This window comes from Mesorhizobium sp. KR9-304 (assembly GCF_040049215.1).
Classification (GTDB): domain Bacteria; phylum Pseudomonadota; class Alphaproteobacteria; order Rhizobiales; family Rhizobiaceae; genus Mesorhizobium_K.
The window spans coordinates 2,250,207-2,261,278 of record NZ_JBDZDN010000001.1 but is presented as its reverse complement, the minus strand read 5'-3'; the positions used below and the strand labels follow the sequence as shown (position 1 = coordinate 2,261,278).

Here is an 11,072-nt window from a genome sequence, read left to right as displayed (position 1 = left end):
CCGCGAGAAGCTTAGCGTCTTATACATCGAGTGTTGGCCGCCGACCGAAGCTCGATCGAAATCCACCAGATTGTGGGGCGGCAGCAACCTAGAAAGCAACAATTCCGGCAACATCTATGAGAAATCCGCTCTCACATGTTAGGCGTTATCCCATAGAGTCTGCCGCCACTGTGGCCGGATTGATACTTTTCGCAGTGTCGTTGTTCCAAATGGCTGTGCTGCTTAGCGGAGCGTCCGACCTGAGGGTTAATTTTCAAATCAGCGATTGCCACGGTGCAACGAACTTCTACCCGCGATGGGTTGTTTCCCAAAACAACGATCTATTCCTCTATATTTCATTCTCCAATTGCGCCGAGGCCGCGATTTTCTCGACGCAAAATCCGAACTATCACGCCGCAGTAAATGATCATGATGGAGATCTTGAAATCGACGAATCAACGAACGGGTGGACAGCGAAAGTCGAAACTTTTGATGTTCTGAGTAAGGAGTTATCACTTGTCTTGGGTTACAAACAACCGTTTGGACGGTCGCCGGGAAGCAAGTCAATACGACTGTACGGGAATGGTTCGGCAATCCAGGTAGGACCTGGTCGAGGAACTGCAGGGCCCACGACATTCTGGCCATCGCTGTGGGTCGACGCACATCATACGGTTTCGAGCATCGTTCCGACGGCTACCGGCGTCTCAGTGACAGATATTCAAACTGTATTATTCTACTCAGAGGTTGTTACAGAATTAAATGATGTGTTTAGTTTTGATCCAAGTGACGACGGCCTAGAATACAGCTTTGACTCACAGAATAATCTAAACTACGTGGTTGGATTCGATTTGAATTCTGCGTCTCGCACCGATCGAGATTTTCTTTTAATTATATGGACGACCATGTTCGGTTTGGGATTGAGTTTGTTCTTTGAAGCTATTTTTTCACTTTTAAGAAGTGTTCGGTTTAACCGAAGGAAACTGCCGGTAGAAGGTAGGAGCATATAGCGAACCTGCCGCCTTCCAATGAAGCGGCCATCCAATGTTCGCATCTCCCCCGGTTGACAGCGAGTACCGCGATCTAGACTAAATGATATACCGGGTTGGCCAGGCCAAAATCGAGACTTTTGTAGTCAAGGATTCGCTGGCAGGCCACTACTTTGACGCTCGGGGTCATAGATGTAAAGCTCGCCCGCCAAGGAAGATAGTAAATTCAACTTTTGCATCCATATACATAACCCAGTAATTTCAAAACTCGGCACTCTGACTAACAGTCTGCCCGTGGGGACATGGGGCGTGAACATAAGAATATCGAGCCACATGCGTTTCCGGCGGGATGTTAACAGGCGCGGATAAGACGAAAGATCCTAACAGACTCGGCTGCTGGGCAGATGCCTGGTTCGGCGAAGGCCCGCTGATCTCCGGCACTGCATGGTCAGGCTCCTTGTTGAAGAAGCCCGTCATGCTCTGCCCCTGCCGGACGACGCTCAACGCAAGCGCGACGCCCGGCCTGTATCCTCTACCTCAATTGCAGGCGCCCTTCCGCGCAGCGGGTTCGTTCTTCGGCCTCATCTCGGTCGTTCAATGATACGCGTTGCAGTTGAGCGAGAGATGAAGCCAAGCGGCTGTTTGCGCCTGCCATGACTTAGAACCCACCGATCGGAATGCCGTGCTGTCCGAAGAAAGAACGCGCGGCTGCATTGAACCCGCCTTGCGCAATAGCCTCCACGTCGAGGGCGCCTGATGAAGCGTGCCCGACAAAGTCCGCCAGGAATTCCAGGTGTTTTTTGGCTTTGCTCAGATCGCAGAACACAGACCCGCGCGCCACATTGCAGCCGAGCTTGCTCCATTCGCGATAGGGGGATTTCAGAAGCTCGCGCTTTGTCATCCTGTCGAAGTGCCGGTGCTTGGAAAACATGTCCGCATTGCTCAACCGAAGTCTTGGTGGGAGGGTATTGTCGAGAGCCATGGCAAACAGAGTGCGCCTCCCGCCTCGTTTAGTGGTGAGCGATCAAGCCGCGGGACCGATCGCTGATCGAGAACATCTTGCATCAAGAGCACATCGCAGAGGCGTTGCGTTTCCAGGAACTTTTTCAGCTCATCTTGATCGACCGGCCCAAGGAAACGAGGTCCGTTGTCCCAATCGATCACGATGTCGTCGGGGGCGGCAGAATCTCGGGCTCCGCCTCGCCTTTCGCCCTCAGTTCAGCGATGGCGTCTCGAGCTACGGATTGGTAATCGCGCCAATATTCGTTCTGCGCTCGAGCCTGGCGCGCATGGGCCTGCTCGGCGGTGCGGATTATATCGAGGGCCATCCCACCGTATCGAGCGTTCCCCTTCATGCCATAAGTGAAGATAGCGTCCACCAATGCCTCGTATGCCGGTACTTCGTTGACGGTGTCGCCTTCGCGGATTTTGATCTTCTTTTTTGCGATTCGTCTGGCGGCGCCAAGGGTAGGCTGTTCGGACAACGAAAGATCGAGCGGCGAGCCGCGGGGCCTGCCACGAGGGTTGCCGCACTGGCCCTTCTTGAACTGGTGTTGCTTCGGCGGTTGTCCGTACCCGGCGCCGCCGTGAACGATTTCGGCCCTCACCCTCTGGACGATTTCTTCGCTGAGCGTTTGTTTCGACGTCTCGGGCACTGGCTTATCGGCCACGGCGACCCCCTGCGCTGCGCTTGGCGAATTTGGGCTGCGCAATGCGCGCCGGCGCCGGCTGACGATTTTCTGTGCGATCCTCGGCGACGTCTTCGAAGGTACGACCGTTCCCTTCGAGTGTTGCCACCTTGCCGGTGTAGCGCTGCCAGCGCGTGACGATGACATCGCAGTAGAGCGGGTCGTATTCGATGAGCCTGGCTCGCCGGCCGCAGCTTTCAGCGGCAATCAGGGTCGAGCCGGAGCCTCCAAACATGTCGAGCACGACCTCGCTGCGCCGCGAGCAGTCCTTGATGGCATCAGCTACCAACGCCACCGGCTTCACCGTCGGATGCATGGCAAGCTGGTCCATCCGGTTGGCGCCAAGACTGCTGATGCCGGCATAATCCCAGACGTTGGTACGATAACGGCCGGTCTCGCCGAGGCCGAAGGCATTGGTGTGCGGTGCTGTTCCTATCTTGAAGACAAAGACTAGCTCATGCTTGGAGCGATAGAAGCTCCCCATGCCGCCATTGGTTTTGTTCCAGACGCAGAGGTTTTTAAGCTCGGTGAAGGCGACTTTGCCGGCGTCCAGAATCTCGCGCATGTGGCGCCAGTCCATACACACATAGGCAATGGCGCCATCCCTGGCGAAGCGTGCCGCATTGCCGAGAGTGGTCGTCAGAAAGCTAGTGAACTCGTCTTCGGTCATTTCGCCCGAGGCGAAGGCGAACTCGCGATGCCTGACCGAGCCCAGCCCACCGACATTGCCGTCGATGGCGACGTTGTAGGGCGGGTCGGTGAAGATCAGGTCGGCCACCTCGCCGGCCATAAGGCGTCCGACATCGTCCTTCGATCTGGCGTCACCGCACAGCAGCCGATGCCGGCCGAGCAGCCACACGTCGCCGAGTTTCGAGACGACCTGCGTCGGCAGCTCGGGAATGAGGTCTCCAGCATCGTCTTCAATCGTTCCGGACGCCGCCGCGCGTGATCGAGCGTCAGGTCGATCTCGGCGAGCGAAAAGCCAGTCAAGGTCACGTCGAAGTCGATATCGATCAAGGCCTGCAGTTCGATCGCCAGGATCTCGGTATCCCAGCCGGCATTGAGAGCGAGCTTGTTGTCCGCGAGCACATACGCACGTCGTTCTTCGGGACTGAGGTGCGCCAGCTTCACGGTCGGCACCGCAGCGAGGCCAAGTTCTTTCGCCGCCATCACCCGGCCGTGGCCGGCGATGATCTCGTGATCGTCGCCGATCAGCACGGGATTGGTGAAGCCAAAACGCTGGATGCTGTCAGCGATCTGTCGGACTTGTTTGCGGGAGTGGGTACGCGCATTGCCGGAGTATGGTTTCAGCCTGGCAACAGGCACCATTTCCAGCGCAGGGGAGTAGCTTTGCATCTGCAATCTTCCTCAGCGGGCCGACCAGGATGGCGGCTCCTTCTGAAGAACAGACTGCGAACGCATTTGCGGAAATCAAGCGCCAATTTTGGCGCAGATCGTTGGCTACGTCGGGTTTTGAACGCCAACCGTTCAAAACCCGTTTAAGACCCGTTGAAAAGGTGTTTTAAAGAATCCGCCTACGTGAAGTTGTGCAAACTTTCTGTGCAACCGAAGACCAAAGGCGTGTGAAATGCGGAGGCTGGGACGCCGCCGGGCAACAAAATCTGGCAAACGGCGCCCAACACCGGCAATGATTCGCGCGTGACAGTGCGCACGGGAACCGGAGCAATTGGCCTCTTCGAGGTCCAGACTTCGTGAGTTGGCCTAGGTTGATTTCCTGCCGCGGCTGCGCTTTGCCTTCACCTTCGGAGCGGGCTTGCGTCCGAGGCCTGTCTGCTTTGCGAGTTCAGATCGAGCCGCCGCATAGTTCGGAGCCACCATCGGATAGTCGTGCGGCAGGCCCCACTTCGACCGATACTCTTCCGGAGTCAGATTGAAGTGCGTCGACAGATGGCGCTTCAGCGACTTGAATCGCTTTCCGTCTTCCAGGCAGACAATGTAGTCAGCATGTAGCGAGCGTTTCGGGTTTACCGCTGGCGTAGGCACGTCCACTGTTAGTGTCGCTGGCAGCGACAGGCCAGACACGGCCGTGTGCACCGTCGCAATGAGTTCGGCGAGTTTGGCGACGGGGACTGAATTGTTGGCGACGTAGGCCGATACGATCCCTGCGGTGAGTTCTGTAAAGAGTACAGTTGGCATTTGTTGATCCGTATCTGGCATCTCGTCCTCCACGACACGCGCCGGCTTAGCTTTTCCCGAGAGGTGGAACAAGCCGTTCGCAAGCAAGTCAGGGCAATGTCAAAAGCGATACGATCGCCGCAGTACCGAGCAGCGCGATCTGAGCAAGCTTCTCGGCCACCACACGCTGGCCGTGGTTGTGTCGTGTGTCACCGAAAATGACGATCGATGTGGCAGCCAGGCCGCTAGCAACGGTGAGGCAAACCGTAACGATGAAGACGATCTGAAAACTGGGCATGCTGACCTCCAATCTGAGATCGGAGGATTATCGGGCATCCAGAATGGGCGTGAGTAAACATAGGCATACCGACGTGAAGAGGCCCGTCAAACGGCCCTTCCGAAGTCCTGAGGCGGGAAGATTTATCCACGCACCGGCGTCCATAAGGCCGCTATGTCGTTCCCTCGGGGTTGTTCATCTCCTCGACCAGATCTTCGTACTCGGCATCCAGGAGATGCTCGACGTCAGATCGTCCTGCCTTTATAGCCGCGACTGCCTCAAGGATCATTGCAGCCACTTCCTTGGCACCGTGCAGGTCGATCGTCTCGACCATCGATCGCAGATCCTCGACGAGGTCAGCTTCGGCCGGGGGCTCTGCGTCCAGCTGCTCCCGGAAGTCGCGGATTGTGGTTGCTGCCCGCTCGAGAAGCCGCGCGCGTTCCGCCTTGGTCAACCGTTCGATCTCGTTTGCCGCTCTTATGAGTTCGGAAATGAACGCTCTGACCAACTCAGGCATTTCGTCCTCCCCTGCCCAACAACAAACGCTGATCACTTACTCGCACGCGATACCGTCACCATCCCGGTCAAGATCATAGATGTCGGTGCCTATGACCGTGATTGGGCCGGAGACATATTCAGGGCCGTTGCCCTTGCCGCCGGCGCAGTCCACGTCGCTCGCGATCGGCACGCAGGGATCGTAGTTTGGGTCGCAGTCTTGTGACAGTGCCGGACGGTTCACCAGCATGACGGCGAGGACAACAAGGCCGGCGCCGGTTCGCATCGCCGCGCCGTGCAGCCAACGTCTATTGGCGACCTTAGCCACACCAATCCTGCTTGTAGCCGCGCCATTCGTGCGCGAGGCCTTCGGCGACGAGAATTTCGCCAATCGACTCTCCGTTGCGATAGAGCGTACGCAGCTTGCGGCCGTAGACGTCTTCGTCCCGCCAGCCCCTGCGGACTTCGAACGGGCCGGCATTAAGCAGCGACAGAAGGCGGCGCGTCGCGCGAGCGCCAAGCGCGGCCTCCGCAGCGCATGCCGGGTCTGAGACCTCCGGCGTGTTGACGTCGGCGACCCGAATTTTCACGCCGGCGAGCCAGAACGTGTCGCCGTCGACCACGCAGTTCACACGTGGTCCGTTGCCACAGAGCGGAAAATGCCGCGAGACTGTCTCGCCCTGCCCGAAGATCGATCCGAGCTGCGACAAGGTGGTGAAGTCTGGCTGGTAGAAGTGAATACCCGCGGCGCCGGCAACGAGAAGCAAGGCCAGAATACCGTAGATGCGGCCGAACAACGACCCGCGCCGGCGCCGCCTCGGCTTCCACTCGGCCTTGCGTGCCAGGTTCCGGCGCCAGCGGTCGTCCTGCTGGCGCCGCGGCTTATCGACAATCCTCAGGTGCATGCCCCTCACGCCCCAGTCATCTCAGGTTAACAGCTATATGGGCGCAGGGCACTTAGAAGTTCCTGCCGCGACCACCATACGACAATGTCGTCCCGCTCCCGAGCAATCGGATCCCAGCCTAAGCCAATTCACTTCCGCCTTGCGACACTGGGCAACCGGCGACGCGCATTCCTATCCCACGGTTCGGCAATCAATCCCGGATAATGACAATCCGATCCCACCTAACGACAATCCGATCCCAGCTAACGGCAATTTTTCGCGGCCAATTTTCCCTGTTCCGCCGACAGATATCCCTGCTCAAGAGACAAAATTCCCTGTTCCCGGCAGCAGGGAATTTTGACCTAACCTACAGAAAACACTGCCTATTTTGAGGCAGAAACACCGTCCGGCGGCGTCAAATTGAGCAATTTCCCTGTTTTTTCCCTGTATTTCAGGGAAGCCCGACCAGAGACGGGTTATCGCAGGACTGCTCGGTTCACCACCCAGTCCGCCAATTTCGTGATCTCTCGCTGGGAGCTGGAAAGACGTCGCGTTTTCCGTGGCTTAGCGCCCTACTTCGGTGAACTATTGGGACAGAGACGCGTCAAGACGCCAGGTTTTCGGCCTTTTCGCCGGATCGTCTCTCTTGGCCGCGGATAGTGTCCAATAGATTTCGGAGGCGATGGTCGTGAAGTGCCATTTTTGGGCTGTTGAAGCGCGCTTCAAATGCCGAACTGCTGGAGCTGATCCGTCCAGAGGTGGGGCAGGTCGTCACGCATCAGCATGTGGGCTGTGAGTTCGAACGGCTGCCTGCCACGCAGGATAGCTTCGGTGATCTTCGGGGCCAGGAAGGCGAGCGGAAGGATGCGGCTTGCGTCTGCAACATGGACGCGGGTTTCGTTCGCGACGTCGGCGAAGGTTCTACCCGAGCCGTCGGTTAACATGCCGAGCATGATATGTGCCTTTCCGATCGCTTCGACGAGGCCATCATCAGGTTTCCTGCCCAGCGAATGGCCCTCCAGAACAAGCCTTGCCTCGGCGCCCCTCCGCCTCAGCGTCATCGGCACTGAGATGGTGACTGGGTCGACTTCGGGCTGTCCGGCATCATCAGACCCCGCATTGCCTGCCTCGCCAATCGCGGCGCGCGGATCGATCTCCAAGACCATTTCGCCGGGCTTCACGTGGATGGCGCGGACGAGACGCCTCAATGACTTCGCTTGCTCAGGGGATGAGGTCTGGAGTGCACCGCGGAACGCCCCTGCCCTGGCGATGGCGGTATGCACCGGTGTTGCAGGCACCATCATACCGGCCCAGTCGGACAGCCTGACCTCATCCCGAAGCGTCGTCTCGAGTTGATGCAGCACAGTCCGCTCCAGCTCGTCTGCCGGCAAGCGCCAACCGGAAGGATCGTTTCGAGTCGTAGTCTCGAGCCGGTTGGAGATGTAGTAGCGGTAACGCTTGCCATCCTTGACGGTGAACACAGGGCTCAGACGATCGCCGGTTTCGTCGAACAGCAGGCCGGTGAGCAGATGACGGTTTCGGACGTTGGGGCCATTCATGCGGTTTGGTGCCTGGCCCTTCATAAGAGCCTGCACTGCAGCGAACGTTTCTTGGTCGATGATGGCTTCGTGCTCGCCGCCGTAGATGCGATCCTTGTGCCTGGCCTTGCCGATGTAAACGACGTTGGAAAGCAGGTGATAAAGCTTGCCGCGTGTGAACGACAGTCGACTTTGCCGCGATGGTGACGAATCACTGGCTATACCGCTCTCGCCATTCAGTTCGTCGGCCAGGACGGGGACCGACTTCAGTTCAAAGTAGCGGCAGAAGATTCGGCGGACTTTGCTTGCAGCTTCAGGGTCGATCACCAGCTTCTTTTCCACCGCCTTGTAGCCTAGCGGTACCGTACCGCCCATCCAGATGCCCTTCTTGCGGGAGGCAGCAATCTTGTCGCGGATGCGCTCCGCCGTGACCTCGCGTTCGAATTGGGCAAATGACAGGAGGACATTCAGCGTCAGCCTCCCCATCGAGGTCGTGGTGTTGAACTGCTGCGTGACCGATACGAAGGAGACGTTGTTGGCGTCGAACACCTCGACGATCCTGGAAAAGTCCATCAGCGACCGGGTCAAGCGGTCGATCTTGTAGACGACGACCACGTCGACCTTCCGGTCGCGGATATCCTGCAGCAAGCGTTTTAGAGCCGGCCGCTCCATCGTGCCGCCCGAGATTCCTCCATCGTCGTAGTGATCGGCAATCAAACGCCAGCCCAAACCAGCCTGTGATGTTATGAAGGCTGCACACGCCTCCCGCTGGGCATCCAGAGAGTTGAACTCCTGGTCGAGACCCTCTTCGGTCGACTTGCGGGTGTAGACCGCGCACCGCAGCTTCTTCTGATGAGCGCTCATAGCCCGAAGAACCTCGGGCCGGACCAGTGGGCACCGGTGATCTGCCTGGCTATTGCCGTCAGCGACTTGTGCAGCCTGCCCTCAAAAGCAAACCCCTCCTCAAGCACATCGACCACATGGCTGCGTCCATTCCACTCGCGGACAAGGCGTGTGCCGGGCGATAGCTGCCTACGAGGTGTGGCCATCGGGATTGAGATGACATCTAGTTTCGCAATGCTTGGGCCGGATTGCGTTGCAGCGAACTGCTTCTTCACCTGAGCCGTCGCCGCGCGAAGCATCCTGTGCGTATCAGGAGACAAGCCACCCAGCCTGCTCGCCTGGAGATACCAGGCGGCAGCGCGCAGGAGAAAGTCACGCCGCGCGCCCTTCGGCGGCGGGTGGCCATAAGCCTTTGTCCATCGCTCTGCGAGTTCTTCGCGAGAGAGGTCGCCGAGCGCGGCGACCTCCTGATCCACCAACATCCTGTTCGACATGGCGTCACGCCGACTATGCGTCGTTGATGATGCGGTATCGGCGATCACCGTCCTTACCGGCTTCGCTCGCTAGATTGAGCGCCAGCTTCTTCTTCACAACCGCCGACAGGAAGCCGCGAACCGAATGTGCTTGCCAGCCGGTCTCGGCCATCAACATCTCGATGCTGGCGCCTTTTGCCGTGTGCAGCTTCTTGAGGATCAGCTCTGCCTTGGTGTTCTTTGGCGTCGCAGATTTTGAGACGGGCTTTGGGTGCTGGACTGCATTTGCGACCTTCTTCCGCGTGTTCGACTTCGGCTTTTGCCCTGCGGAAGTGCTGGCGACGTGGATCTTGGCAGGAACTTTCCGTTGGACGCCTTGGTCCAGCGCGGGCTCTTCCATGCCCGGCGCCGCGGTGCTGTTGAGTTTTTTTGCCATTGTTCGTCTCCCGTTCAGGTCCGGCCAATCCGGCGCCTGTACTAGGACGAGCCCGCGCTCTGGCGGGCTGGCATGCGGGGCCGGCAGACTCATCGCCGGGACGCGACCAACCAATGCTTCCTTCAGAGTGGAAGTCCAGTCGCGAATACAAGAAAGATGCGCCACAATCGGTCCTGCACGAATGACCGAAACGGGGCCGTAAGGAGACAGTCGGCTTACGTGCGACATATGCGACAAGCCGACGTTGAGCGTTCCCCATACGATTCACTGGCCCAGTGATTGCGCGGCGGTCGCGTGTGGAGCTCAGCTCAGCTCCACACGCGGTCGACAGCATCAAGTGCAATCTTGATTGACGGATCGTCGATGCGCGCCCCCAGGCAGATGAAACTCAAAGCAGTTTCGATTGCGACGCGGTCGGCAATGACAAGTCCGTGCGCTTGCTGCTCATGCAGTGCGATCGATTCCCGGCAGAGGCTCAACCCAAGTCCGGTGCGAACCATCGCAAGCATCGACGGCTCCTGATCGACCGATGCGACGACGTTTTGGCGGATCCCCAGCTTTCCAAACACCTTGCGTAGAAGGCGATTATGGGCTGACGCTTGTGGCGTGCCTATCCACGGTAAAGCCGAAAGGGCAGCCCAGTCCTGTCCACGTACAAAAGCCGCCAGCGATGGAGGCGCCACGACGCGGTAGGTCAGTCGAGCCAATTCGCGAACGTGAAAAAGGCTGTCGCTTCCGTCCGAATTGGCGCCTGACACTGGATCGACGTCTCTGATGTCGCCAAGAAAGAAGCCGACATCCAGTTCGTTTCGCCGCAGACCCTCCGGCACATCGCCGCTCATGCCATGGCGAAGCTCCGTTTCGATCCCGGGTCCGCCATCGACGAGTGCCTTGAGAAATCCGCCAAGCCGCGTGAACTCGGGATCAATGATGGTGCCGATCCTGAGCTTTCCGCGAGGCCCTGTGCCCAGATGTCGGGCGGTCTGCCCGAAATCCTGAAATGCGGCGAACACTCGCTCGGCCTTCGCGGCCAGCAGCGTACCCTCCTGGGTCAGTTCCAATCCCTTCGACGTGCGCCGAAAAAGGGTGACGCCAGTATCGTAGGCCAGCCTTTTCAGGTGCTGACTGACGGCAGGCTGAGTGAGGTGCAACCGCTCGGCAGCCCGCGTCACGTTTCCTTCTCGCGCGACAGCAACGAATGCTCTGAGGGCCTTCAGGTCCATGGGGAAAAGCACATTAGTCCTGCTTATAATTTTGTGTCACACTTCTAATTGGATTTCCACCGGAACAAGGTTGTATTTGAAGATTGCCGAGGGAGGCATTGCGAAATGCGCCTG

Annotated in this window: 14 protein-coding genes; 1 reads left to right on the top strand and 13 read right to left on the bottom strand. The window is 58.3% G+C overall.

The annotated features are described in order from the left end of the window. The first annotated feature begins 116 nt into the window (after nt 1–116). Complete coding sequence (locus tag ABLE71_RS10885; protein WP_348783355.1) at nt 117–986, top strand: hypothetical protein; 870 nt, start codon at nt 117–119, stop codon at nt 984–986. A gap of 637 nt (nt 987–1,623) precedes the next feature. Here ABLE71_RS10885 and ABLE71_RS10880 read toward each other — a convergent pair. From ABLE71_RS10880 to ABLE71_RS10820, 13 genes are all read right to left on the bottom strand, one after another. Continuing rightward, nucleotides 1,624–1,896 (bottom strand): hypothetical protein, encoded by a 273-nt coding sequence (locus ABLE71_RS10880; protein WP_348783354.1) that lies wholly within the window; start codon nt 1,894–1,896, stop codon nt 1,624–1,626. Between the two features lie 229 nt (nt 1,897–2,125). Beyond that, the gene (locus ABLE71_RS10875; RefSeq protein WP_348783353.1) at nt 2,126–2,635 is read right to left on the bottom strand and encodes a DUF5681 domain-containing protein; all 510 of its coding nucleotides are present in this window, start codon (nt 2,633–2,635) and stop codon (nt 2,126–2,128) included. Then, nucleotides 2,625–3,443, bottom strand: a complete 819-nt coding sequence (locus tag ABLE71_RS10870; protein WP_348783352.1) for a site-specific DNA-methyltransferase — start codon at nt 3,441–3,443, stop codon at nt 2,625–2,627. Before ABLE71_RS10870 ends, ABLE71_RS10875 begins: the two co-directional genes overlap by 11 nt. After that, nucleotides 3,419–4,009: a ParB/Srx family N-terminal domain-containing protein gene (locus ABLE71_RS10865; protein ID WP_348783351.1), complete on the bottom strand. Its 591-nt coding sequence runs from the start codon at nt 4,007–4,009 to the stop codon at nt 3,419–3,421. Before ABLE71_RS10865 ends, ABLE71_RS10870 begins: the two co-directional genes overlap by 25 nt. A 366-nt stretch (nt 4,010–4,375) precedes the next feature. Then, the gene (locus tag ABLE71_RS10860; protein ID WP_348783350.1) at nt 4,376–4,831 is read right to left on the bottom strand and encodes a MucR family transcriptional regulator; all 456 of its coding nucleotides are present in this window, start codon (nt 4,829–4,831) and stop codon (nt 4,376–4,378) included. Nucleotides 4,832–4,898: 67 nt separating this feature from the next. Further along, nucleotides 4,899–5,087, bottom strand: a complete 189-nt coding sequence (locus tag ABLE71_RS10855) for a hypothetical protein (RefSeq protein ID WP_348783349.1) — start codon at nt 5,085–5,087, stop codon at nt 4,899–4,901. A 151-nt stretch (nt 5,088–5,238) separates the two neighbouring features. Then, nucleotides 5,239–5,583 carry a hypothetical protein gene (locus ABLE71_RS10850; protein ID WP_348783348.1) on the bottom strand — a complete coding sequence of 115 codons (345 nt, stop codon included), beginning with the start codon at nt 5,581–5,583 and terminating at the stop codon, nt 5,239–5,241. A gap of 36 nt (nt 5,584–5,619) precedes the next feature. Continuing rightward, complete coding sequence (locus ABLE71_RS10845) at nt 5,620–5,889, bottom strand: excalibur calcium-binding domain-containing protein (protein WP_348783347.1); 270 nt, start codon at nt 5,887–5,889, stop codon at nt 5,620–5,622. Continuing rightward, a complete protein-coding gene (locus ABLE71_RS10840) occupies nt 5,882–6,358 on the bottom strand; it encodes a thermonuclease family protein (RefSeq protein WP_348783346.1) in 477 nt (158 codons plus the stop codon). Before ABLE71_RS10840 ends, ABLE71_RS10845 begins: the two co-directional genes overlap by 8 nt. A gap of 809 nt (nt 6,359–7,167) precedes the next feature. Further along, complete coding sequence (locus tag ABLE71_RS10835) at nt 7,168–8,847, bottom strand: recombinase family protein (RefSeq protein ID WP_348783345.1); 1,680 nt, start codon at nt 8,845–8,847, stop codon at nt 7,168–7,170. Beyond that, nucleotides 8,844–9,320, bottom strand: coding sequence for a DUF2924 domain-containing protein (locus ABLE71_RS10830; RefSeq protein WP_348783344.1), 477 nt, complete (start codon nt 9,318–9,320; stop codon nt 8,844–8,846). Before ABLE71_RS10830 ends, ABLE71_RS10835 begins: the two co-directional genes overlap by 4 nt. A gap of 13 nt (nt 9,321–9,333) precedes the next feature. Further along, complete coding sequence (locus tag ABLE71_RS10825) at nt 9,334–9,900, bottom strand: DUF3489 domain-containing protein (protein WP_348783343.1); 567 nt, start codon at nt 9,898–9,900, stop codon at nt 9,334–9,336. A gap of 143 nt (nt 9,901–10,043) precedes the next feature. After that, nucleotides 10,044–10,958 carry a LysR family transcriptional regulator gene (locus tag ABLE71_RS10820; RefSeq protein ID WP_348783342.1) on the bottom strand — a complete coding sequence of 305 codons (915 nt, stop codon included), beginning with the start codon at nt 10,956–10,958 and terminating at the stop codon, nt 10,044–10,046. Nucleotides 10,959–11,072: the final 114 nt, after the last annotated feature.

Coding starts and splice junctions, on each gene's coding strand:
- ABLE71_RS10880 (WP_348783354.1), bottom strand. CDS start 1,896: ATGTTTTCCAAGCACCGGCACTTCGACAGGATGACAAAGCGCGAGCTT.
- ABLE71_RS10860 (WP_348783350.1), bottom strand. CDS start 4,831: ATGCCAGATACGGATCAACAAATGCCAACTGTACTCTTTACAGAACTC.
- ABLE71_RS10850 (WP_348783348.1), bottom strand. CDS start 5,583: ATGCCTGAGTTGGTCAGAGCGTTCATTTCCGAACTCATAAGAGCGGCA.
- ABLE71_RS10865 (WP_348783351.1), bottom strand. CDS start 4,009: ATGCAAAGCTACTCCCCTGCGCTGGAAATGGTGCCTGTTGCCAGGCTG.
- ABLE71_RS10855 (WP_348783349.1), bottom strand. CDS start 5,087: ATGCCCAGTTTTCAGATCGTCTTCATCGTTACGGTTTGCCTCACCGTT.
- ABLE71_RS10870 (WP_348783352.1), bottom strand. CDS start 3,443: ATGGCCGGCGAGGTGGCCGACCTGATCTTCACCGACCCGCCCTACAAC.
- ABLE71_RS10830 (WP_348783344.1), bottom strand. CDS start 9,320: ATGTCGAACAGGATGTTGGTGGATCAGGAGGTCGCCGCGCTCGGCGAC.
- ABLE71_RS10885 (WP_348783355.1), top strand. CDS start 117: ATGAGAAATCCGCTCTCACATGTTAGGCGTTATCCCATAGAGTCTGCC.
- ABLE71_RS10820 (WP_348783342.1), bottom strand. CDS start 10,958: ATGGACCTGAAGGCCCTCAGAGCATTCGTTGCTGTCGCGCGAGAAGGA.
- ABLE71_RS10835 (WP_348783345.1), bottom strand. CDS start 8,847: ATGAGCGCTCATCAGAAGAAGCTGCGGTGCGCGGTCTACACCCGCAAG.